The sequence below is a fragment of the Microbacterium sp. OVT16B genome (genome assembly GCF_019969705.1).
GTDB lineage: Bacteria > Actinomycetota > Actinomycetes > Actinomycetales > Microbacteriaceae > Microbacterium > Microbacterium natoriense.
This window is the reverse complement of record NZ_JAHXZA010000001.1, coordinates 2,027,649-2,049,819: the sequence shown is the minus strand read 5'-3', so window position 1 is coordinate 2,049,819 and position 22,171 is coordinate 2,027,649. Positions and strand designations below refer to the sequence as shown.

Sequence of the window (22,171 nt, the reverse complement as noted above, 5' to 3'; positions counted from 1 at the left end):
GGAGGTCTATGGAACTCATCGACGTCACCTCCGCAGCGGACCCCCGACTGGACGACTTCCGCGCCCTCACGGACACGGCGCTGCGGGCGGTGTCCGAGCCGGCGGGCGGCCTGTACATCGCCGAGTCCGCGAAGGTCATCGAGCGCGCGGTACGTGCCGGCCATCGCCCGCGCTCCGTGATGGCGCAGCGGCGATGGGTCGACGGCATCCGCTCCCTCCTCTCGGAGCACGACGTCCCGGGCTACGTCGTCCCGGATGAGGTGGCCGAGGCGGTGACGGGGTTCGCGGTGCACCGTGGAGCTCTGGCCTCCATGCACAGGCCGCAGCTGCGCCCTGTCGCCGACGTCGTGGCGGGCGCCTCGCTCGTTCTGATCCTCGAGGGGATCGGCGACCACACCAACATCGGCGCGGCGTTCCGTGCGGCGGCGGGGCTCGGAGCGGATGCCGTGCTCGTGTCGCCGCGCTGCGCGGACCCGCTCTACCGTCGGAGCGTGCGCGTCAGCATGGGGACGGTCTTCCAGGTGCCGTGGACCCGCATCACGGACTGGGACGCCGCGGTCGCCGACCTGCGGGCAGCGGACATCCGTCTGGCCGCGCTCGCGCTTCGGGACGACGCCGTGTCTCTCGACGCCTACGCCAAGAACCGCCCGGAGAGGGTGGCGCTCATGATGGGCTCGGAGGGGGAGGGGCTCTCCGCCGATGCGCTCGCGAGCGCCGACGCGATCGTGACCATCCCGATGACGGGCGGTGTGGATTCGCTCAACGTCGCCGCTGCGGCCGCCGTCGCACTGTGGGCGATGAAGCCCTAGTCCTCGCGGCGGAGGAAAGGCGCCGGCTCCGGCCGCTTCGCCTCGACGTGGTCGCCGGACGACTGGTGGCGCAGGCGACGGAGCACCCAGGGCACCAGGTGCTCGCGCGCCCAGCCGAGATCTTCGGCCCTGGCCTCGCGCCAGGTGCGCACCGGAAGCGGCTCTGGCTGCATGGCCTCGAGGTCGTTGGGCACGTTCAGCGCACGGAGCACCATCCGGGCCACCTCGTGATGACCCAGTGCGTTGTAGTGCAGTCGGTCGTCGTCGAAGAAGCGCATGTCCTGGACGACCTTGAGCGCCCACTGATCGGCGACGATGCAGTCGTGGCGGTCGGCGATCGCGCGGACGTTCTCGTTGTAGATGGCGACCTTGCCTCGGAACGGGCGGAACACGGGGGTGAAGCCGGTGTCGATGCCCGTGAACAGGACGATCGCCGCGCCCGTCGACGCCAGACGTGTGACGGCGTCCTCCAGCTGCACCGCGATCGCGTCGGGATCGGTGCCGGGGCGGATCACATCGTTGCCGCCGGCGCAGATCGAGATGAGATCGGGTCGCAGCGCGACGGCGGGCTCGATTTGGTCCTCGACGATCTGCGCGATGAGCTTCCCGCGCACGGCGAGGTTCGCGTAGGCGAAGTCGTCGACCTGCTCGGAGAGCACAGCGGCTACGCGATCCGCCCAGCCCCGGTGGCCCCCGGGCACCGAGGGATCGGGATCGCCGATGCCTTCGGTGAACGAGTCGCCCACGGCGACGAAGCGCCGCCACGGATGCGAGGTCTCGTTGGCCACGTAGGGGGTCCGAGTCGAATCCTGGTCTGTCATCCAGCTCTCCTTCGCGAACGAGCGCCGTCCATTGATCGCGGCGGCGCAGTGTCCGAGCCTACCCGGCAATCGCTCGCCACGGCGGGCGCGCGTCGAGTGTCGGAGGCGGCGTTATCGTTGAAGGGATGCTTTCCCCCTCCTTTCCTCAGCGCGCCCCGTGGGGTACCGCGAACAAGCTGCGGGCCTGGCAGCAGGAGGCGCTGGAGCAGTACTTCCAGGCGGATCAGCGGGACTTCCTCGTCGCCGCGACGCCGGGCGCAGGCAAGACGACCTTCGCCCTCACCCTCGCGGTCGAGCTCATGCGCATCGGCGAGGTCAACCGGATCATCGTCGTGGCGCCGACGGAGCATCTCAAGACACAGTGGGCCGACGCCGCGGCGCGCGTGCACATCCGGCTCGATCCGCACTTCAAGAACAGCCACTGGGCGCCGGCGCGGCACTATCACGGCGTCGTGGTGACCTACGCGCAGGTGGCCGCGAAGTCCTCCGTGCACCGGCATCTGACCGAAGACGCGAAGACCCTGGTGATCCTCGACGAGGTGCACCACGGCGGCGACGCGCTGAGCTGGGGCGACGCGATCCGCGACGCCTACGGACCAGCGAAGCGCCGCCTGCTGCTGTCGGGTACTCCGTTCCGCAGCGACACCGCTCCGATCCCGTTCGTCGAGTACCTGCCCGACGAGTCCGGAGCCCGCATCTCGAGCACCGACTACAGCTACGGGTACGGGCGCGCCCTGGCCGATGGCGTCGTGCGGCCGGTGCTGTTCCACATGTACGCGGGCAAGATGCGCTGGCGCACGAGCGCGGGGGATGAGCTCGAGGCGCACCTCGGGCAGGACAACACCAAGGACGTCAACTCCCAGGCCTGGCGCACCGCTCTCGATCCGGAGGGCTCGTGGATGCCCGCGGTGCTGTCGGCCGCGGATCGTCGTCTCACCGAGATCAGGCACCACATCCCCGACGCGGGCGGTCTCGTGCTCGCGACGGATCAGACCGTCGCGCGCGCTTACGCGAAGATCCTCCACAGCATCACGGGTCGGCAGCCGACGATCGTGCTGTCGGACGACGCCTCCGCGTCCGAGCGGATCGAGAAGTTCTCCGCCACCGACGAGCGCTGGATGGTCGCCGTCCGCATGGTGTCGGAGGGCGTGGACGTGCCTCGCCTCGCGGTCGGCGTGTACGCCACGTCATCCTCCACACCGCTGTTCTTCGCGCAGGCGATCGGCCGCTTCGTGCGAGCCCGCAGGCGGGGCGAGGCCGCGAGCGTCTTCCTGCCGAACGTCCCTGTGCTCATGGGGCTCGCCAACGAGCTGGAGAAGCAGCGCGATCACGCGCTCGATCGCCAGGACAAGGATGCCGACGGCCTCGACGATTCGCTGCTGGAGAGCGCGAACCGCGAGGACGACGCCTCCGATTCGCTGACGCAGGAGTTCAGCTATCAGGCGATCTCCTCGGTCGCCCACTTCGACAGGGTGGTCTTCGACGGCAAAGAGTTCGGCCAGCTCGCCGAACCCGGCACTCCGGAGGAGGAGGAGTTCATCGGATTCCCCGGGCTCCTCGAACCGGAGCACGTGCACGAGCTCCTGATGCAGCGCCAGGCGCGCCAGTCACGTCTGCGGGAGACGCGCGAGGCGACGGCGGATCCGCTCAAGACGACGACGCTCCCCGCGCCCCTGCATCGCACTCTCAAAGAGCAGCGGCAGCTGCTGAACAGCCTTGTCGGCCTCTACGCGCGCCAGACAGGCGAGCCCCACGGATCGGTGCACGCCGAGCTCCGTCGCATCTGCGGCGGCCCCGCGGTCGCTCAGGCCACGGTGACGCAGCTCCAGTCGCGTATCGAGGTGCTGCGCAAGCGCGTGCGCTCCTGACCTTCGGAAACCCGAAATCCTGGCAATCCTCGCCTCAGTAGGGGCTGCCGCCACCCTCCCGGATAGCGTGGAACGGTTGTCCCGACCTGGAGGAAAGCATGACAGCCCCCGCTGCCGCAGAGCCCACCACCGCCGACCGCCGCCGCTGGGCGCGCTACCTCGTGGAGGAGCGCGCCGAGGGTCTCGTGTACCAGAAGCTGGCCGCCAGACGCACCGGTGAGGAGCGCGAGATCCTGCTCAGCCTCGCGGATGCCGAGCGTCGACACGAGCAGCACTGGCTCGACCTGCTCGGCGCGGAACCCGCACGTCTGCCGAAGGCCGGTCTGCGCTCCCGCACCCTCGGCTGGATGGCCGGGCGGTTCGGCTCGATCTTCGTCCTCGCCCTCGCGCAGAGCGCAGAGGCCCGATCGCCGTACGACACCGAGAAGTGGGCGACGCCGGCGATGCGCGCCGACGAGAAGGTGCACTTCGAGGTCGTCAGAGGGCTCGCCGCGCGCGGACGCAGACGGCTCTCCGGTTCCTTCCGCGCAGCGGTGTTCGGAGCGAACGACGGTCTCGTCAGCAACCTCGCCCTCGTGCTCGGCATCGGAGCGACCGGTGTCAGCTCCGGCTTCGTGCTGTTCAGCGGCATCGCGGGACTGCTCGCCGGCGCCCTCTCGATGGGCGCGGGGGAGTTCGTGTCGGTGCGCTCGCAGCGCGAGCTGCTGGCCGCCACGGAGGCGAATGAGGATGCCGCGGCCTCCGCCGGCGATCTCGACATCGACGAGAACGAGCTCGCCCTCGTGTACCGCGCCCGTGGCATGGAGCAGGAGGAGGCCCTGCGGCGCGCACATCGGATCGTGGCCGCCGCCCGCGCGGGCGTTCAGCGGACGACGACCGGACCCGTGCGCACCCAGGGAGACGATCATGAGATCGTGGGAAGCGACTGGACGGCCGCCATCTCGAGCTTCCTGCTGTTCGCATCAGGAGCGATCATTCCCGTGCTGCCGTGGATCTTCGGCCTGCAGGGGACGACGGCCGTCGTCGTGGCCCTGGTCCTGGTGGGCGTGGCGCTGCTCTCCACGGGCGCGATGGTCGGCATCCTGTCAGGCGGTCCGCCGCTGCGGCGCGCCCTGCGCCAGCTGGCGATCGGCTTCGGCGCCGCCGCCATCACCTATGTGCTCGGACTGGTGTTCGGAGTCGGCGCGGTCTGAGACCGCGCCGGCGCCGGCCGCATCGTTCTCGTGCACTTCGTCGCGCGACGAATCCGCACGCGCGACGAAAAGAAGAAGAGCCCCGATCCAACCGGATCGGGGCTCTTCTTCGTTCTGTGCGCGGAGGGGGACTTGAACCCCCACGCCCTTACGGGCACTACGACCTCAACGTAGCGCGTCTACCATTCCGCCACCCGCGCAGGTGTTGGATGTTCGTTGCCGAACGAAGATTTACATTAGCACGAGCGGAGGGGGACTCAGAAACCGGCGGCGACGCCCGGGCGCGCCTCAGCCGTTCGATAGCCTTGAACGCATGACAGATCCGTCGCTCCCCGAGGTCGTCCGCATCGCCAGCGATCTGATCCGCTTCGACACCTCGAACTTCGGCGGCGGCAACGCCAAGGGGGAGCGTGAGGCGGCCGAATACGTCGGGCGCTACCTGGAGGGTCTCGGACTCGATGTCGAGTACTACGAGCCGATCGACAGGCGCACGAACGTCATGGCACGCGTTCCTGGCCGTGACTCCCGCAAGCCCGCCCTCGTCGTGCACGGGCATCTCGACGTGGTCCCCGCGATGGCCGAGGACTGGAGCGTCGACCCCTTCGCCGGCGTGGTGAAGGACGGCATGCTGTGGGGCCGCGGCGCCGTGGATATGAAGAACATGAACGCCATGATCCTCACCGCCGTCGCCGACATCCTCCGCGCGGGCGAGCAGCCGGAGCGCGACCTCGTGCTCGCGTTCTTCGCCGACGAGGAGAACGGCGGCGTCGAGGGCTCGGCCCTCGTCGTGCAGAACAGACCGGAGTGGTTCGCTGGGGCGACCGAGGCCATCAGCGAGGTCGGCGGCTACTCGATCACGGTCGACGACCACCGGGCGTACCTGCTGCAGGTCGGCGAGAAGGCGCTGATCTGGATCCGCCTCGTCGCCAAGGGGCGTGCGGGGCACGGCAGCCGCCTGCATGAGGACAACGCGATCACCAAGCTCGCAGAGGCTGTGTCGGCGATCGGGCGGACCCGCTGGCCGATCAGGCTCACCCCGACGACGGAAGCGCTCCTGGCGGGCCTCAGCGAGCTCACCGGACGCTCCGTGGAGGATCCGGATGCCCTCGCCGCCGCCGCAGGTCCCGCTGAGGCGTTCCTGCGCTCGACCTTCCGCACCACGACCAATCCCACCGTGCTGACGGCGGGATACAAGCACAACGTCATCCCGGAGCGGGCCGAGGCGCTGATCGACGTCCGTGTCATCCCCGGCACCGAAGACGACGTGCTCGCCCAGCTCCAGCAGATCGTCGGCGACGAGATCGCCATCGAGATCGTGGTGCAGGACATCGGCATGGAGACGGCCTTCGAGGGCGACCTCGTCGACGCGATGGTGGCGAGCCTCGGCGCGCACGACCCCGGTGTCCCCGTCATCCCGTATCTTCTGGGTGCAGGGACCGACAACAAGGCGCTCGCGTATCTGGGCATCACCGGGTACGGGTTCGCCCCGCTCAGGCTCCCGGCCGATCTCGACTTCACAGGCATGTTCCACGGAGTCGATGAGCGCGTGCCCGTAGAATCGCTTGTCTTCGGTCAGCGCGTGCTGGCCGATCTGCTGCGCTCGTACTGAGCCGACGCCGTACGGCGCATCCATGATCTGAAGGCCCTTCATGCACCTGCTCGAAGCACTCATCCTCGGCATCGTGCAGGGACTCACCGAGTTCCTGCCGATCTCGTCCAGCGCCCACCTGCGCATCGTCGGCAGCTTCCTGCCCTCGGGGGAGGACCCGGGCGCCGCGTTCACCGCCATCACGCAGATCGGCACGGAAGCGGCCGTGGTCGTGTTCTTCTGGCGGGACATCGTCCGCATCGTCTCGCGATGGTTCCAGTCCCTCGCGGGCAAGGTGCCGCGGAACGACCCGGATGCGCGCATGGGCTGGCTGATCATCATCGGCAGCGTCCCGATCGTCGTCCTCGGACTGCTGTTCCAGGATCAGATCGAGAGCGTGCTTCGATCTCTGTGGATCGTGGCTGTCATGCTGATCGTGTTCGGCATCCTGCTCGGCATCGCCGACTACGTCGGAGCCAAGCGGCGCACTCTGAACGACCTGACCTACCCCCATGGCATCGCCTACGGCTTCGCTCAGGCGCTTGCGCTCATCCCCGGAGTCTCGCGCTCTGGCGGCACCATCACGATGGGACTCTTCCTGGGGTACGAGCGCGCCGCGGCGGCTCGTTACGCGTTCCTGCTCGCGATCCCTGCGGTGTTCGGCAGCGGCTTCTTCCAGGTCTACAAGAGCTGGGACGAGCCGAACCAGCACTTCTCGTTCGGGGAGACGCTCGCGGCGACCGGCATCGCGTTCGTCGTCGCCCTCGGTGTGATCGCGTTCTTCATGAACTGGATCTCCAAGCGCAGCTTCATGCCGTTCGTGGTCTACCGCATCCTTCTCGGCACCGCGCTGCTCATCCTGCTCGGAACGGGCGTGATCAGCGCTTGAGGTCTCCCGGCCCGTCGCCTCGGCGGCGCAGGTAGCGCTCGAAAGCCTGCGCGATCGCGTCGCCGGAGGCGTCGGGGGAGTCCCAGGTGTCGCGGGTTCTCTCCAGCTGGCGGATGTACTCCGTCATGTCCTCGTCGTCGGCCGCGGCGGCATCGATCGACGCCTCCCATGCAGCGGCCTCGGTGCGCAGGTGGTCGCGGGGAACGTCGACTCCGGTGAGCTCTTCGAGTCGATCTAGGAGCGCGAGCGTGACCTTGGGGGAGGGCGTCGCCGTCGCCACGTAGTGCGGAACGCTCGCCCAGAGGCTCGCGGTGGGGATCCCGGCGTTCTCGGCGAAGTGCTCGAACACGCTGAGGATGCCGACCGGCCCCTCGTACAGCGAGCGCTCGAGCCCGTGCGCCTCGCGGACCTCGTCGTTCTGACTCGACGCGAAGATCGAGATCGGCCGCGTGTGCGGGACGTCGGAGAGCATGGCCCCGAGCGTGACGAGACCCGAGACGTCATCGCGCAGGGCGACGTCGATGAACTCGGAGGCGAAGGCCTGCCAGGTGCGGGCGGGCTCGACACCTGTGAGGAGCCAGAACTCCGGTCCGGGGCCGGGATCGCGCGGGCGCCAGAGCCCCGCCTCGGGCCACGTGAGCTGTCGCCTGCCCTCGGCATCCATCTTCGTCGCGGGGCGCGTGTACTGATAGTCGAAGTAGAGCTCGGGATCGATCGAGTGCACGAGGTCGTACTCGGTCATGTCGCGGAGTGCGGCGATGGCGCCGCTCGCTGCTTCGCCGGCGTCGTTCCAGCCGTCGAAGGCGGCGATGATGATGCGCGAGCCGAGAACATCCATCGTGAGCTCCCTTCGTGACGGTGGATGGGTATCCCTCAAGGCTAGTCCGAGGCGGCGGGTCCCGGGCGGAGCCACGGCTAACATGGACCGGTGAGCAGACAGCCGGGCGCAGTCCTCTGGGACATGGATGGAACACTCGTCGACACCGAGCCGTATTGGATGGCGGCGGAGACGGCGTTGATCGAGTCGTTCGGCGGCACCTGGACCCATGAGGACGCTCTGCAGCTCGTCGGCAGCGGCCTCATCGACAGCGCGATCATCATTCAGAACGCGGGGGTCGAGATGGATGCAGAGGCGATCGTCTCGCATCTCACGGATGCCGTGCAGGAGTCTCTGCGCACGCAGGGAGTCCCCTTCCGCCCGGGAGCGCGTGAGCTGCTCCAGGACCTCCGCGACGCCGGCATCCCGACGGCCCTCGTCACCATGTCGCTCCGGCGGATGGCTCTGAGCGTCGTCGAGCTCATCGACTTCGAGGCCTTCGACATCGTCGTCGCCGGTGACGACGTGGACAACGCCAAGCCGCACCCCGAGCCCTATCTGCAGGCGGCGGCGCTCCTGGGCGTCGACATCGCCGATGCGGTCGTGATCGAGGATTCCCCGACCGGTCTGCGCGCCGGAATCGCCTCCGGGGCGGTCGCCCTCGGGGTGCCGCACATCGTCCCGCTCGACGGGGTCGGCGCACACGAGCTCTGGCCCACACTGGCCGACCGCGGCGCGACCGACCTCTCCGAGCTCTTCACCCGCATCACGTCCCTGACAGGAGCCACCCGATGACCCTCTCCAGCGCACAGCGCCCCAGCGGCCCTTTCCGCGAAGGCGACCGCGTGCAGCTGACGGGGCCGAAGGGGCGCCTGCACACGGTGACCCTCAAAGAGGACGGCGAGCTGCACACGCATCAGGGTGTCCTCCGTCACCGGGATCTGATCGGCCTGCCCGACGGCTCGGTCGTGGCGAACAGTTCCGGGCACGATTACCTCGCGCTCCGCCCTCTTCTGCGCGACTTCGCGATGTCGATGCCGCGCGGCGCGGCGATCGTGTACCCGAAGGATGCGGCGCAGATCGTCATGCAGGCCGACATCTTCCCCGGTGCCGTCGTGGTCGAGGCAGGGGTCGGATCCGGCGCCCTGTCGCTCTCCCTTCTGCGTGCGATCGGACCGGCCGGACGACTCGTGTCCTTCGAGCGTCGCGACGACTTCGCCGACGTCGCACGCGGCAACGTCACGACCTTCTTCGGCGAGACCCCGCAGACCTGGGACGTCGTGGTGGGCGACCTGGCCGAGGAGCTCCCCGTCCAGTTCCCCGCGGGGAGCGTCGACCGCGTCGTGCTCGACATGCTCGCCCCGTGGGAGTGCATGGATGTCGTTGCCGACGCACTGACCCCCGGCGGCGTGGTGCTCTGCTACGTGGCCACCGCGACGCAGCTGTCCCGCGTCGCCGAGTACATCCGGGGGACCGGGCTGTTCACCGATCCCGATGCCTCGGAGACGATGGTGCGCGGCTGGCACGTCGAGGGCCTCGCCGTGCGCCCCGATCACCGCATGGTCGCCCACACAGGCTTCCTGCTGACCGCTCGCCGCCTCGCACCCGGTGCGGTGGCGCCGTCGGTGAAGCGCAGAGCGTCGAAGAGCAGCTACGGAGACGAGGACGTCGAGCTCTGGACGCCCGGCGCGGTCGGCGACAGGGAGATCAACGACAAGAACCTCCGCAAGCGCGCACGTGAGGCCGCGAAAGCCGCGGACGGCGCCCGCCTCGCCGCGACATCGCGCGAATCGGACGCGCCGACGGAATAGACTTGAGCGCGTGCGTAAAACGTCCGCCGTTGTGGCCACTCTCAGCCTTGCCGTCCTCGCCCTGACCGGTTGCTCGTCGGCGCCGACGTTCAACGGCGCCTCGTGCGATCGGACGACGCACTCCTCCGGCATCGAAGACGCCGTCACCGTGAAGGGCGACCTCGGAACCGAGCCCAAGGTCACCGTCTACACGCCGGTCAAGGGCACGAAGACGACGTACGCCGACACGATCACCGGCAAGGGCCTGCCGCTCGTCAACGGCCAGCAGGTGATGACGGCCGAGCTGTCGATCTTCAGCGGCAACACCGGCGACCTCGTCTACGCGACGTCGTACGACAAGAGCACGGGCAACCTCTCCAACATCGACACGTGGTCCGGTCAGGTGCCCGGCCTCGCCAAGGTGCTGGAGTGCGTCACCGGCGGCTCCCGTGTGATCGCCTCGCTCACCCCGAAGGACTTCGGCGCCGAGCAGCTGTCGAGCTTCGGTCTCAAGGCCGACGACCACCCCGTCTTCGTGATCGACGTCGTCGACACGTTCCGCTCCAGGGCAGAGGGCGCCCTCCAGTTCAACGACGCCCGGGGCGTCCCGACCGTCGTGCGCGCCCCCGACGGCCGCCCCGGCGTGATCATCCCGGACGCCGCGGCTCCCACCTCGCAGGTCGTGCAGACCCTCATCGAGGGCGACGGCGACCCGCTCGAGAAGACGCAGACGCCCGTCGTCAACGTCACGGCGGTCAACTGGGACGACAAGTCCGTTCTCAACACCACGTGGGGCGCCAACCCGATGCTCGACCTGGCGTCCTCGGCGCCGGCCGTCGCGGAGGCACTGGTGGGCGAGCCGGTCGGATCCCAGATCCTCGTCGTCACCCCCGCTGCGAACGGCGGAGGCGCCGTGGCGTACGTCGTCGACATCCTGGGCGCTGTGACGACCGCGGGGAAGTGATGGCCGCCCGCATCCCGGCAGAGGAGCGACTGACGAACCTCGTCGTCGCCCTGATGGCGACGGACATCGGGCTCACCAAGCAGCAGATCCTCGACAACGTCTCCGGATACCGTCAGCGCGCGGATGCCGGTGCGCGGTCCGATGCCCTCGAGAAGATGTTCGAGCGCGACAAGGACGAGCTGCGCACGCTCGGCGTACCGGTGGAGACGATCGGCGAAGCCGCTGACCCGAACGATCTGCGCGAGGCCCGCTATCGCATCCCGCAGGCGGAGTACGATCTCCCGAGCGACATCGAGTTCACTCCCGCCGAGCTCGCTGTCCTGCAGCTCGCCGGGAGCGTGTGGAGCGCGGAGTCCGTGTCGGGCGACGCCCAGGCCGGCGTGCGCAAGATCAGGGCGCTCGGCATCGACGGCGACGAGCCGATCATTGGATTCGCCCCGCGGATCACGGCCCGTGACGCCGCGTTCACGCCGCTGCAGGACGCCATCGAGAAGAGCAGGGTCGTCTCGTTCGACTACCTCAAGCCCGGCGAGGACGCGCCCCGACGCCGCAGCATCCGTCCCCTCGCGCTCGTCGACTACGAGGCCAGGTGGCACGTCTTCGGCATCGACATCGACGCGGACGCCGATCGGATGTTCTTGCTCAGCCGGATCGTCGGCGCCGTCAAGCTCACGAACACATCCTTCGCCCCCGAGCTGCGTGAGGGTGCGGGGGAGCGGGCGCTGGCCGGTCTCGAAGAGGTCGCCGCGAGGAACTCTGCTCTGCTCGAGGTGACCCCCGGTACGGAGGCCTCCCTGAGACTGGGACGCCGCGCTCGTCCGGCGACCCAGGGCATCCGCGTGCCGTTCGTCGATCTGCACATCCTCGCCGATGAGCTCGCGTCCTACGGCCCCGAGGTGCGCGTGGTCGAGCCGGCCGCGCTCCGCGACGCCGTCATCGCACGACTGCAGGCGGTCGTCGACGCCAACTCGGAGAAGAGCGCATGAACGCCCAGCCGAAGCCTCTCCTCGCTGCGGAGCGCGTGCGTCTCTACCTCACACTCGTCCCCTACCTGCTGGAGCACGGTCAGGTGTCGCTCGACGAGGCGGCAGCCGAGTTCGGCGTGGGCCGCGACGAGATGCGCGCGATGGTCGAGAAGCTCACGGTGATCGGCCTGCCCGGGGACTCCGGGTACTGGCAGCAGCCGCAGGAGATGTTCGACATCAACTGGGATCTCCTCGACGACGAGGACATCATCGAGATCACCAACGACGTCGCACTCCGTCGCGTGCCGCGGTTCACCGCCCGCGAGGCCGCAGCACTGCTGGCGGGTCTGCAGATGGTCGCCGCCGTGCCGGCGGTGTCCGACACCGGCCTGGTGAAGGGGCTCATCTCCAAGCTCTCCCGCGGTGCGGCGGATGCTCCGGCCGAGGTCGTCGTGGCGCCGAGCGCGGTCGACGAGGTGCGCGAAGTCGTCGCCCGCGGTGTGCAGGACGGCGTGGCCGTCTCGTTCACCTACCAGGCGCCGGATGCCACCCCCACGACGCGCACGGTCGACCCCGTGCAGATCCTGATCACCAACGCGCAGTGGTACCTGCAGGGCTGGTGCCATCTGCGTCAGGCGATGCGCACGTTCCACCTCGACAGGGTGAGCGACCCGCACCTGACGGACATCCCGATCACGCACGGGGGAGATCACCTTCCCGAGGCCTTCTCCACGGCGGCGGACGAGGGAGAGGTGACCGTACGCGTGCCCGAGCGCGTCGCCCCGCTCCTCGGCGCGTTCCTGTCGGCCGACAACGTCGTCGCGGACGCCGGACTCGTCACCGCGCAGCTGCATCTCGCAGACCCGCGCAGCATCAAGAGACTCGCCGCGCGGTTCGGGGGAGCGCTCGAAGTGATCGATCCGGGGGTCGCGCGCTGTGCGACCCGAGAGTGGGCCGCCGCAGGACTCGCGCTCTATCACCAACCTGCCGACGGCTTTGCCCGTTAGACTCAGTTAACCCCGACTTAAGGAGTTCCCCATGGCTGGCTTGACCGGTTGGCACCTGTTGGCACTTGTCGTCATCGTGCTGCTGTTGTTCGGGGCTGCAAAGCTCCCGGCACTCGCGAAGAGCATGGGGCAGTCTGCCCGCGTCTTCAAGGGCGAGATGAAGGCCATGCGCGAGGAAGACGCGCCCGCGGGGCAGGCGGATTCCACTGAAGCGCCGAAGAACAGCGGCACGACGGCCTCCGACAGCGGCACTGTAGCCGGGCCCGATCGCGTCAGCTGACCTTCGTGGCCGCCATCGAATCGGCCGCGCAGGCTGAGAGCGACGGGCGCGCCGAACGCCGCATGTCGCTCGGCGCGCATCTCGTTGAGCTGCGCAAGCGGTTGATCATCGCTGCCATCGCGCTGGTCCTCGGCATGGTGGTCGCGTTCCTCGTGACCGACCCCATCATCCATTTCATCACCGAGCCTGTACGCAAGATCGCCGAAGAGCGCGGCGACCAGATCGTGGCGCTGACATTCTCCTCGGTGACCAGCCCGTTCGATCTCCGCATGCGGATCGCGTTCTCGATCGGGCTCTTCCTCTCTGCTCCCGTCTGGCTCTGGCAGATCTGGGCGTTCATCATGCCTGGGCTCACGAAGAAGGAGATCCGCTATACGGTCGGATTCGTCGGCGCGGCGATTCCGCTCTTCTTCGCCGGCTGCTACGTCGGCACGCTCGTCGTCCCGCACGTGATCGAGCTGATGGCCGGGTTCACCCCTGAGGGCGGAAACAACCTCTACGAGGCGTCGACGTTCTACGACTTCGTGTTCAAGCTGATGATCGTCGTCGGCGTCTCCTTCGTCCTGCCGGTGTTCCTCGTGGCGTTGAACCTCGCCGGCGTGATGACCGGTCGGGACATCCTCAAAGGCTGGCGCATCGCGGTCCTGGTGGCCGCGGTCTTCGGCGCCCTCGCGACGCCGGCGGCCGACATCGTGAGCATGCTCATGCTGGCGGGGATCCTCGTGCTCCTGTACTTCGCGGCGGCATTCGTCTCCGTCCTGTTCGACCGCCGCAAGCGCAAGCGCGACAAGGCGGCCGGTCTGCTGCCCGACGCCGCATGACGTCTCCTTCCGACCGCTACGCCGCGGCACGCGACGCATCGGAGCATCCGGAGACCCGTGCGTTCGCAGCGAAGCAGCGCTTCGATCTCGATCCGTTCCAGGTCGCCGGATGCCATGCCCTGGAGCAGGGCCGCAGCGTGCTCGTCGCTGCGCCGACCGGGGCGGGGAAGACCATCGTGGGGGAGTTCGCCATCCACCTGGCGATGCAGACCCCCGGAGACAAGGCGTTCTACACGACGCCGATGAAGGCGCTGTCGAACCAGAAGTTCCGCGAGCTCGTCGATGTGTACGGCGCGGACCAGGTCGGCCTCCTCACCGGCGACACGAACATCAACGGCAACGCGCGCATCGTCGTCATGACGACCGAGGTGCTGCGCAACATGATCTACGCCGACTCACCCGCGCTGCGCGACCTGCGCTACGTGATCATGGACGAGGTGCACTACCTCGCCGACCGATTCCGCGGTGCGGTGTGGGAAGAGGTGATCATCCACCTCCCTCAGCACGTCCGCCTCGTCTCCCTCAGCGCGACCGTGTCGAACGCCGAGGAGTTCGGCGACTGGCTCGACACCGTGCGCGGCGACACCGAGGTCATCGTGTCGGAGATCCGTCCGGTCCCTCTCGAGCAGCACGTCCTCGTGCGCGACGACCTGCTGCCGCTGTTCGATGAGCGGGCCGGCCTCGCCACGACCACGGTGAACCAGGAGCTCATGCGCATCCGCTCCTTCACCGGCTCGAACTACGAGAACAACCGCCGCGCGCAGGCGTACAACAGCAACCGGCACGCCGGGCGGAACGCCCAGCGTCCGCAACGCGGCGGGAGCCGACCCAACGCGCGGCGCATCGAGCGCATGGACCGGCCCGAGGTCGTGCACCTCTTGGATCGCGCGAACCTGCTTCCGGCGATCTTCTTCATCTTCAGTCGCGTCGGATGCGATGCCGCCGTGCAGCAGGTCCGCCGCTCCGGCGTGCGACTGACGACCACGGAGGAGCGCGCAGAGATCAGGGCTATCGTCGAGGAGCGCACGCGGACCCTGCAGGACGAGGATCTCGGCGTGCTCGGCTACTGGGAGTGGCTGGACAACCTCGAACGCGGTGTCGCCGCTCACCATGCCGGCCTGCTACCCGCGTTCAAGGAGGTCGTCGAGGAGCTCTTCCAGCGCAAGCTCGTCAGGGTCGTGTTCGCGACGGAGACGCTGGCGCTCGGCATCAACATGCCGGCGCGCACGGTCGTGCTCGAGAAGATGGAGAAGTTCAACGGCGAGGCCCGTGTCGCCATCACGTCGGGCGAGTACACCCAGCTCACCGGTCGCGCCGGCCGACGGGGGATCGATGTCGAGGGCCATGCGGTCGTGCAGTGGACCGAGGGCATGGATCCGCAGGCTGTCGCCGCTCTCGCCTCGCGACGGACCTATCCGCTCAACTCCAGCTTCCGCCCGACGTACAACATGGCCGTCAACCTGATCGATCTGTTCGGGAAGACCCGCGCGCGCCAGATCCTGGAATCGTCGTTCGCGCAGTTCCAGGCGGATCGCTCGGTGGTCGGGCTGGCGAGACAGGTGCGCGAGGCCGAGGAGTCGCTGGCCGGGTACCAGAAGTCGATGGCCTGCGATCACGGTGACTTCACCGAGTACGCCGCGATCCGCCGCGAACTCAGCGACCTCGAGAAGAAGAACCGTCAGGACTCCCACGCCCCGCGAGGCGCACGGGAGAAGCGGATGAAGCGCATCCAGTCCCTCCGCGGGCAGATGCAGCGGCACGGATGCCACAGGTGTCCTGATCGGGAGGCGCACGCGCGCTGGGCGGAGCGCTACTGGAAGCTCAAGCGCCAGACGGACCGTATCCGCCGCCAGATCGAGACCCGCACGGGCACCGTCGCGCGCGTGTTCGACAGGGTCGTCGAGGTCCTCGAGACTCTCGACTACCTGACGGTCGACGCCGCGGGGGAGACGACGCTGACGGATGCCGGTCGGACGATGCGCCGCATCTACGGTGAGCGCGATCTCCTCGTCGCCGAGTCGCTCCGCCAGGGCCTGTGGTCGGGACTCGACGCCCCCTCACTCGCCGCCATGGCGTGCTGCCTCGTCTACGAACCCCGTCGCGACGAGGCGAACTCGGGGGAGCGCGACCTCCCTCGGGGCGCCTTCCGGGTCGCCTACGAGAAGACGACCATGCTGTGGGCCGAGCTCGACGACCTGGAGAAGGACCACCACCTTCCCGGCTCCGAGCCGCTGGCGCCGGGACTCGCCGGAGCGATGCACTCCTGGGCGCGCGGAGGGATGCTCGACCGCGTGCTGATCGACGCCGACATGGCCGCCGGTGACTTCGTGCGCTGGGCGAAGCAGACGATCGACCTGCTCGATCAGCTGTCGATCGTCGCAGAGGATGCCGCGCTCGCGCGCAACGCCCGCGCAGCCCTCGACGGCGTGCGCCGCGGCATCGTCGCATATTCGTCGATGTGAGAATAGGACGTGATGTCCGATTCTCCGGCGCGGCCGCGCCCTCTGCTCCCGCTCTGGGCTGCTGTCCTCTCGGCGGCCGGTGCCGCGGTGCTCATGCACCTCTCGTATCCCGGGGCCGCGGTGTGGATCCTCGCCTTTCCCGCCACGGCGCTGCTGCTGCTCAGCGTGATCGGTCGGCGCGCGGGGGGAGCACTCCTTGTCGGTCTCGTATACGGCATCCTGTTCTTCGCGCTTCTCGTGTCCTGGACCTCGCGCTACCTCGGACCGATCCCCTGGGGCGCTCTCAGCGTCGTCGAGGGCGGTCTCACGGCCCTCGCGATCGTTCCGCTCGCCCTGGCCTACCGGTGGCTTCCTCAGGCGTTCTCCGGGCCCACCGCGCGCCTGGTTCTGCTGCCCTCCGTCGTCGCAGCGCTCTGGGTAGGGCGAGAGCTCTTCCTCGGTAACTGGCCGTACGGGGGTTTCCCCTGGGCGGGTCTCGGCATGAGTCAGGCCGAGAGCCCGCTGGCCCCCGTGAGCTCGTGGGTGGGAGTCAGCGGCCTCAGCTTCCTGATGGTGCTTCTCGTCGCGATGCTCATCGAGGCGGTGAGGCTCCGGCTCTGGAACAGGCCGCTCCGTTTCGTCGTCCCCGCGGCGCTCGTGCTCGTGCTCCTGTTTACTCCGCTCTTCCCGACGGCCCCCAGCGGCTCGATGCGGATCGCCGCGGTGCAGGGAAACGGGCCCACCGGGTACTTCGACGACCGGGAGCCCTTTGCGGTGATCGACGCGCAGACCGCCGCCACCGAGCCGCTGTACGGCGAGGACGTCGACCTGCTCGTCTGGCCCGAGGGGTCTCTCGACGCCGATCCGTTCGAGTACGGCGCCCTCGCGCGAAGGATGTCCTACGTGAGCGCGCGCATCGGTGCACCTCTTCTCGCGAATGCCGCCACGGGGCGCGGCGATCTGTTCTACAACACCTCCATGCTCTGGACGTCGGAGGGGAGCGCTGACCAGATCCACGACAAGCGCCATCCCGTGCCGTTCGGGGAGTACGTCCCTGACCGGGCCTTCTACAACGCGATCGTCCCCGACCTGATCGGACTGATCGGTCGCGAATACACGCCGGGCACGAATCCGCCGATCGTCGACATCGACGGCGTCAAGGTGGGACTGGCGATCTGCTTCGACGTCATCTACGACGACCTGATCCACGAGGGCGTGCAGGACGGCGCACAGGTGCTCGTGTTCCAGACGAACAACGCCGACTTCCGGGGCACCGACGAGAACCTGCAGCAGCTCGCCTTCGCACGCATGAGGGCGATCGAGACGGGGCGCAGCGTGGTCAACGTCTCGACCGTCGGAACGAGCCAGATCATCAGGGCCGACGGGTCGACGGTCACGAGCCTGGACGCGGATGAGGCCGGCGCGATGCTCGAGGATGTCGAGCTCCGCACCGGCCTCACTGGGGGAGTGGTCGTGGGCCCCTGGCTGCAGCAGCTGCTGCTCTGGGGCGGACTGGGCGCGCTCGTGGTCGGGTGGTGGCGCGCCCGGCGCTCTCAGGCGCCGATCTTCTGACGCGTCGGGTCTTCGCCGGCGCCGCGGCGGCCGCGGATGTACGCGAGACGCTCCTCGAGGAGCTCCTCGAGCTCTGCCCGCGTCCGTCGCTCCAGGAGCATGTCCCAGTGCGTGCGCGCGGCCTTCTCATCGGTGGCCTCGAGCGTGACGGCCTGGCCGTCGACGTTCAGGCGGGCCTCCGCGCCGCAGGAGCGGCATTCCCAGGTCTGCGGCGGCTCTGCATCGGCCGCGAACATCAGGTTCGTCACGTGGCCGCAGGTGTCACAGGTGTAGGTGGTCTCACGGCGCTCCATGAAAACGACGCCCTCTTCGCTCTGTAGGCTCTGGGCGCCGAGTCGGATGCCGCGTAGGCTGCGATCTGCCATTGTGTGGTCCTCTCGTCGCTGTCAGGTATAACGCTCCAGCCTGTGCGCTTCATCCGAGCGGACGCCTTCTGCTCAGGATTCACAGCCGAATCCCAGCGCAGAAGGCTATTCGGGCGCGAGAACCCGAAGCGCCACGCCGGCGCGGTCCGAGACGACGCCGTCGGCGCCGAGGGCGACGATGCGGGTCATGTCATCGGGCTCGTTGATCGTCCATACGTGCACCTCCACGCCGTGGCGATGCGCCGCCCTGATCAGCGCCGGGCTCAACACCCTCAGACCGGCCTGCTTCTCCGGGATCTGCACGGCATCGATCTCCTGGAGGACCTTCGCGGGGGAGAGGCGGAGAGTCGACAGGGCGAGAAGCGACGCGATCGTGCCGCTGCCGGCCGACGTCGCCGGTCGGATGCTCGAGCCGGACCTGAGGACGGCCGCGACGGCCCTGCGCCGACGGGCGTCCGAGAAGCTCGTGACGAGCACGCGATCGGCGTGAGGCGCGAGGATCGGTCCGAGCGGGTCGGCGGCGGCATCTGTCTTCACGTCGATGTTGAAGCGGATGCCCGGGAACGTGCTCAGCGCCTCTTCCACGGTCAGGAGACCGCCGTGGTCGGCGAAGAGCCGGCGCAACTCGCGGGTGGTCACGGTGGATATCGCACGATCGTCACCGGTGAGGCGCGTCAGGGTCGGGTCGTGGAACAGCACCACCTCACCGGACGCGGTGACGTGGCAGTCCGTCTCGATGTACTCCACCCCGGCGGCGTGGGCGGCGGCGAAGGCGGCGGCGGTGTTCTCCCAGACACCGGAGTCCTCGCCCGCCGCGGTGATGAGGCCGCGATGGGCGAGGACTCGGGGATGCCGTGCCTTCTCGAAGTACGGGTGGGTCACGCGCCCGGGAAGTTCGTCGGCGGCTGGCCGGGCTTGGGCGTGAACGCGCTGCCGATGCCCTTCAGGGCCTCGGTGAGCTCGCTCGGGATGATCCAGAGCTTGTTCGACTGGCCCTCGCTGATCTTCGGGAGCATCTGCAGGTACTGGTAGGCGAGGAGCTTGTCGTCCGGCTGCCCCTGGTGGATCGCCGTGAACACGTTCTGGATCGCCTCGGCCTCACCCTGTGCACGGAGCACGGCGGCCTGCTTGTCACCCTCGGCCTGGAGGATCGCGGCCTGCCGCTGACCCTCGGCCTCGAGGATCTGCGACTGCTTGGAACCCTCGGCGGTCAGGATCGCGGCGCGACGGTCACGCTCCGCGCGCATCTGCTTCTCCATCGAGTCCTGGATGGAGAGGGGCGGGTCGATCGCCTTCAGCTCGACGCGACCGACGCGGATGCCCCACTTGCCGGTGGCTTCGTCGAGGACGACGCGGAGCTGGCCGTTGATGTTGTCACGGCTGGTCAGCGCCTCCTCGAGGTTCAGGCCACCGACCACGTTGCGGAGCGTCGTGGTCGTGAGCTGCTCGACCGCGCCGAGGTAGTTCGCGATCTCATAGGTCGCGGCCCGGGCATCCGTCACCTGGAAGTACACGACCGTGTCGATCGAGACGACCAGGTTGTCTTCGGTGATCACCGGCTGCGGAGGGAACGAGACGACCTGCTCGCGCATGTCGATGAGCGGACGGAGCCGGTCGATGAACGGAACCAGGAGGTTGAGGCCGGGCATGAGCGTCTTGTGATACTTGCCCAGTCGCTCCACGACGCCGGCCGTGGCTTGCGGGATGATGCGGATGGATCGAGCGAGGGTGACGATCAGGAAGATGATCAGTGCGATGATCACGATCCAGAGGATCGCGGTCGGAATGAACGATGTGTCGTCCACGGAGGCTCCTAGTCGTTGACGGGACGGACGATGGCGGTGGCGCCGTTGATCTCGGTGACCGCGATCCTCGCGCCCTCCGGGATGGCGATCGGCGCGAACGTGCGGGCGGTCCAGGTGTCACCATTGCTGAGCTTGACCTGGCCCGAGATCTGCGTCACCTCCTGCAGGGCGAGACCCCGCAGATCGATGAGAGCATCGACGTTCGACTTCGTGGGGTCTTCACCTCGATGGAGACGCTTCAAGAGCGGCGGCCGGAGGAAGAGGATGAAGATCGCTGTCGCAGCGATCGCGATGATCACCTGCGCCCAGGCGGGGATGCCGAAGAGATCACTCACCAGCCCGACGGCGCTGCCCAGGCTGAGCATGAGGAAGGTGAAGTCGAGCGAGAGCATCTCGATGACGAGGAATACGGCGATCAGGATGATCCAGCCGACCCACGCCCAGTTCTCGATCAGGTCGATGAAGACGGAGAATTCGTTCATGCGGCCTCCTTTTCGGTCAACCTATCACGCGGCCGACGCCGCGGCACGGCGCGACGGAGGGCAGTTGGTAATGTGAGAGAGCCGCGTCATCGCGGCGTTCACGCATCATGAGGAGTCACCGTGACCGACGTTCTTCCCGCAGGTTCCCTCGATGGCAAGGTCGCCCTTGTCACCGGCTCATCGCGGGGCATCGGCGCCGACACCGTGCGCTACTTCGCCGAGGCCGGAGCCGACGTCGTCATCAACTTCCGCAACAAGGCGCCGCGTGCCGAGAAGCTCGCGAACGAGCTGCGCGCGCTCGGTCGTCGGGTGCTCGTGGTCGGCGCCGACCTGACCGACCCGGCATCCGTCTCCGCGATGTTCGACCAGGTGCGGTCCGAGTTCGGACGCCTCGACGTCCTCGTTCTCAACGCCTCCGGCGGCATGGAGTCCGGCATGGCCGAGGACTACGCGCTCACCCTCAACCGCGACGCGCAACTCAACGTCCTGAACGCCGCGACACCCCTCCTGGGCGACGGCGCGCGCGTCGTGTTCGTGACCAGCCACCAGGCGCACTTCATCCGCACCACTCCCACGATGCCGGAGTACCTCCCGGTCGCGCTCTCGAAGCGCGCAGGAGAGGACGCGCTCCGTGAGCTCATCCCCGGGCTCGCCGAGAAGGGCATCGGCTTCACCGTCGTCTCGGGCGACATGATCGAGGGCACCATCACCGCCACGCTCCTCGAGCGTGCAAACCCCGGTGCCATCTCCGAGCGCCGCGAGTCGGCGGGCAAGCTCTACAACGTCTCGGAGTTCGCCGCGGAGGTGGCCCAGGCCGCGATCGATCCCGTCCCGGCAGACAACACCCGTCTGGTCGGCGACATCAGCGGATTCGCCGCCGAGTAACCGTCTGCTCACGCAAAGAAGCGGCCCCGTCCTCGAAGGACGGGGCCGCTTCTGCGTGAGGGGCGTGACTACTCGCCCGCGACCGCCTGCGTGACGATCTTCGCATCGCGACCGAGGGTGAAGGCGCGGATGATCTGCACCAGGCCGAGCACGACGAGCGAGACGCCGAGGAACACCCACAGCACGAGACCGGCGGCAAGCACGTTGAAGAGCACGTAGACGCCGGCGACGATGCTGAGGATCGCGTACAGCAGGGTCCAGACGCGTGATCCGTCGCTGCCGAGCAGCGTCAGGGACACGATGCCGTCGAACAGCCAGCTGACGCCGATGAAGATGACGGTGATGAGGGCGAGCGTGAGCGCCGCCTCCTTGAGGTTCGCGAACGCGATGACGCCGGCGACGACGTAGAGGAGACCGAGCAGGATGTGGCCGACGCGGGCCCAGCCGCCCTTCGCCTTCGAGAAGATCCCGAGGCCGACGTAGACGACGCCCGCGATGATCAGGTAGGTGGCGAAGATGCCGGTGACGATGACGGCCGACTTGACGGGCCAGACCAGGAGCACGATGCCGGCGATGAGCGACAGCACACCGGAGACGGCCAGGGAGACGCGGATGGCCTTGAAGGCGGATTTGGCGTCTGCGACGAGAGATTCGGACATGATGTGGATCCTTTCTGGGAAGATCCTGTGAGGGATGCCCAACACTGTAGCGCTGACCGTTCCGCGCGCGGGGACGCGCGACGGCGGGGCGTTGCACACGGTCATAGGCCGTGATCCGACGACATGGCAGTATCGGAACGTGACCCCTGT

At 68.4% G+C, this 22,171-nt stretch carries 22 protein-coding genes and 1 tRNA gene; 15 read left to right on the top strand and 8 right to left on the bottom strand.

The genetic code is table 11. The features are described 5' to 3' along the window. The first annotated feature begins 8 nt into the window (after positions 1-8). Positions 9-809, top strand: a complete 801-nt coding sequence (locus LC438_RS09720; RefSeq protein WP_223586431.1) for an RNA methyltransferase — start codon at positions 9-11, stop codon at positions 807-809. Here LC438_RS09720 and LC438_RS09715 read toward each other — a convergent pair. After that, positions 806-1,630 (bottom strand): SGNH/GDSL hydrolase family protein, encoded by an 825-nt coding sequence (locus LC438_RS09715; protein WP_223586430.1) that lies wholly within the window; start codon positions 1,628-1,630, stop codon positions 806-808. The genes LC438_RS09720 and LC438_RS09715 overlap by 4 nt on opposite strands. 125 nt (positions 1,631-1,755) lie before the next feature. Here LC438_RS09715 and LC438_RS09710 point away from each other — a divergent pair, with 125 nt between their 5' ends. Together LC438_RS09710 and LC438_RS09705 are read left to right on the top strand one after the other, a co-directional pair. Beyond that, positions 1,756-3,498 (top strand): DEAD/DEAH box helicase, encoded by a 1,743-nt coding sequence (locus LC438_RS09710; protein WP_223586429.1) that lies wholly within the window; start codon positions 1,756-1,758, stop codon positions 3,496-3,498. 98 nt (positions 3,499-3,596) lie between these two features. Next, positions 3,597-4,691 carry a VIT1/CCC1 family protein gene (locus LC438_RS09705; RefSeq protein ID WP_105675021.1) on the top strand — a complete coding sequence of 365 codons (1,095 nt, stop codon included), beginning with the start codon at positions 3,597-3,599 and terminating at the stop codon, positions 4,689-4,691. A 117-nt stretch (positions 4,692-4,808) separates the two neighbouring features. Here the strand turns inward: LC438_RS09705 and LC438_RS09700 are convergent. Further along, positions 4,809-4,891 (bottom strand) — tRNA-Leu (locus LC438_RS09700). Positions 4,892-5,004: 113 nt separating this feature from the next. Between LC438_RS09700 and LC438_RS09695 the strand changes: the two genes are divergently transcribed. Both LC438_RS09695 and LC438_RS09690 read left to right on the top strand, forming a co-directional pair. Then, entirely contained in the window at positions 5,005-6,300 is a 1,296-nt protein-coding gene (locus LC438_RS09695) for a M20/M25/M40 family metallo-hydrolase (RefSeq protein ID WP_223586428.1), read from the top strand. A gap of 40 nt (positions 6,301-6,340) precedes the next feature. After that, positions 6,341-7,168 carry an undecaprenyl-diphosphate phosphatase gene (locus tag LC438_RS09690; RefSeq protein WP_105675026.1) on the top strand — a complete coding sequence of 276 codons (828 nt, stop codon included), beginning with the start codon at positions 6,341-6,343 and terminating at the stop codon, positions 7,166-7,168. Here LC438_RS09690 and LC438_RS09685 read toward each other — a convergent pair. Continuing rightward, positions 7,158-8,006, bottom strand: coding sequence for a PAC2 family protein (locus tag LC438_RS09685; RefSeq protein ID WP_105675028.1), 849 nt, complete (start codon positions 8,004-8,006; stop codon positions 7,158-7,160). The two genes, LC438_RS09690 and LC438_RS09685, sit on opposite strands and share 11 nt — an antisense overlap. A gap of 90 nt (positions 8,007-8,096) precedes the next feature. On the opposite strand from LC438_RS09685, the gene LC438_RS09680 reads away from it, so the two are divergent. From LC438_RS09680 to lnt, 9 genes are all read left to right on the top strand, one after another. Continuing rightward, the gene (locus tag LC438_RS09680; protein WP_341942177.1) at positions 8,097-8,780 is read left to right on the top strand and encodes an HAD family phosphatase; all 684 of its coding nucleotides are present in this window, start codon (positions 8,097-8,099) and stop codon (positions 8,778-8,780) included. After that, entirely contained in the window at positions 8,777-9,796 is a 1,020-nt protein-coding gene (locus LC438_RS09675) for a tRNA (adenine-N1)-methyltransferase (RefSeq protein WP_105675032.1), read from the top strand. Before LC438_RS09680 ends, LC438_RS09675 begins: the two co-directional genes overlap by 4 nt. A 10-nt stretch (positions 9,797-9,806) precedes the next feature. Further along, positions 9,807-10,739 carry a hypothetical protein gene (locus LC438_RS09670; protein WP_105675034.1) on the top strand — a complete coding sequence of 311 codons (933 nt, stop codon included), beginning with the start codon at positions 9,807-9,809 and terminating at the stop codon, positions 10,737-10,739. After that, on the top strand, positions 10,739-11,725 hold the full coding sequence (locus tag LC438_RS09665; RefSeq protein ID WP_105675036.1) for a YafY family protein: 987 nt from the start codon (positions 10,739-10,741) through the stop codon (positions 11,723-11,725). Before LC438_RS09670 ends, LC438_RS09665 begins: the two co-directional genes overlap by 1 nt. Then, positions 11,722-12,711 (top strand): YafY family protein, encoded by a 990-nt coding sequence (locus LC438_RS09660; protein ID WP_105675038.1) that lies wholly within the window; start codon positions 11,722-11,724, stop codon positions 12,709-12,711. The genes LC438_RS09665 and LC438_RS09660 overlap by 4 nt, the downstream gene beginning before the upstream one ends. 31 nt (positions 12,712-12,742) lie before the next feature. Then, positions 12,743-12,991 (top strand): twin-arginine translocase TatA/TatE family subunit, encoded by a 249-nt coding sequence (locus LC438_RS09655; protein ID WP_105675040.1) that lies wholly within the window; start codon positions 12,743-12,745, stop codon positions 12,989-12,991. A 62-nt stretch (positions 12,992-13,053) separates the two neighbouring features. After that, positions 13,054-13,812 carry a twin-arginine translocase subunit TatC gene (gene tatC / locus LC438_RS09650; protein WP_105675071.1) on the top strand — a complete coding sequence of 253 codons (759 nt, stop codon included), beginning with the start codon at positions 13,054-13,056 and terminating at the stop codon, positions 13,810-13,812. Then, on the top strand, positions 13,809-16,274 hold the full coding sequence (locus tag LC438_RS09645) for an RNA helicase (RefSeq protein ID WP_223586427.1): 2,466 nt from the start codon (positions 13,809-13,811) through the stop codon (positions 16,272-16,274). Before tatC ends, LC438_RS09645 begins: the two co-directional genes overlap by 4 nt. A 12-nt stretch (positions 16,275-16,286) precedes the next feature. Further along, positions 16,287-17,825: an apolipoprotein N-acyltransferase gene (gene lnt, locus LC438_RS09640; RefSeq protein WP_223586426.1), complete on the top strand. Its 1,539-nt coding sequence runs from the start codon at positions 16,287-16,289 to the stop codon at positions 17,823-17,825. Here lnt and LC438_RS09635 read toward each other — a convergent pair. From LC438_RS09635 to LC438_RS09620, 4 genes are all read right to left on the bottom strand, one after another. Then, entirely contained in the window at positions 17,807-18,190 is a 384-nt protein-coding gene (locus LC438_RS09635; protein WP_105675046.1) for an RNA polymerase-binding protein RbpA, read from the bottom strand. The genes lnt and LC438_RS09635 overlap by 19 nt on opposite strands. A 105-nt stretch (positions 18,191-18,295) precedes the next feature. Beyond that, positions 18,296-19,072, bottom strand: a complete 777-nt coding sequence (locus LC438_RS09630) for a glycerophosphodiester phosphodiesterase family protein (protein ID WP_223586425.1) — start codon at positions 19,070-19,072, stop codon at positions 18,296-18,298. Further along, a complete protein-coding gene (locus tag LC438_RS09625) occupies positions 19,069-19,995 on the bottom strand; it encodes an SPFH domain-containing protein (RefSeq protein WP_105675051.1) in 927 nt (308 codons plus the stop codon). Before LC438_RS09625 ends, LC438_RS09630 begins: the two co-directional genes overlap by 4 nt. Before the next feature lie 8 nt (positions 19,996-20,003). Next, positions 20,004-20,477, bottom strand: a complete 474-nt coding sequence (locus tag LC438_RS09620; protein WP_105675053.1) for an NfeD family protein — start codon at positions 20,475-20,477, stop codon at positions 20,004-20,006. A 120-nt stretch (positions 20,478-20,597) separates the two neighbouring features. Between LC438_RS09620 and LC438_RS09615 the strand changes: the two genes are divergently transcribed. Beyond that, positions 20,598-21,362 carry an SDR family oxidoreductase gene (locus LC438_RS09615; protein ID WP_223586424.1) on the top strand — a complete coding sequence of 255 codons (765 nt, stop codon included), beginning with the start codon at positions 20,598-20,600 and terminating at the stop codon, positions 21,360-21,362. A 68-nt stretch (positions 21,363-21,430) separates the two neighbouring features. On the opposite strand, the gene LC438_RS09610 is transcribed toward LC438_RS09615, so the two are convergent. After that, complete coding sequence (locus LC438_RS09610; RefSeq protein WP_105675057.1) at positions 21,431-22,021, bottom strand: HdeD family acid-resistance protein; 591 nt, start codon at positions 22,019-22,021, stop codon at positions 21,431-21,433. Positions 22,022-22,171 lie beyond the last annotated feature (150 nt).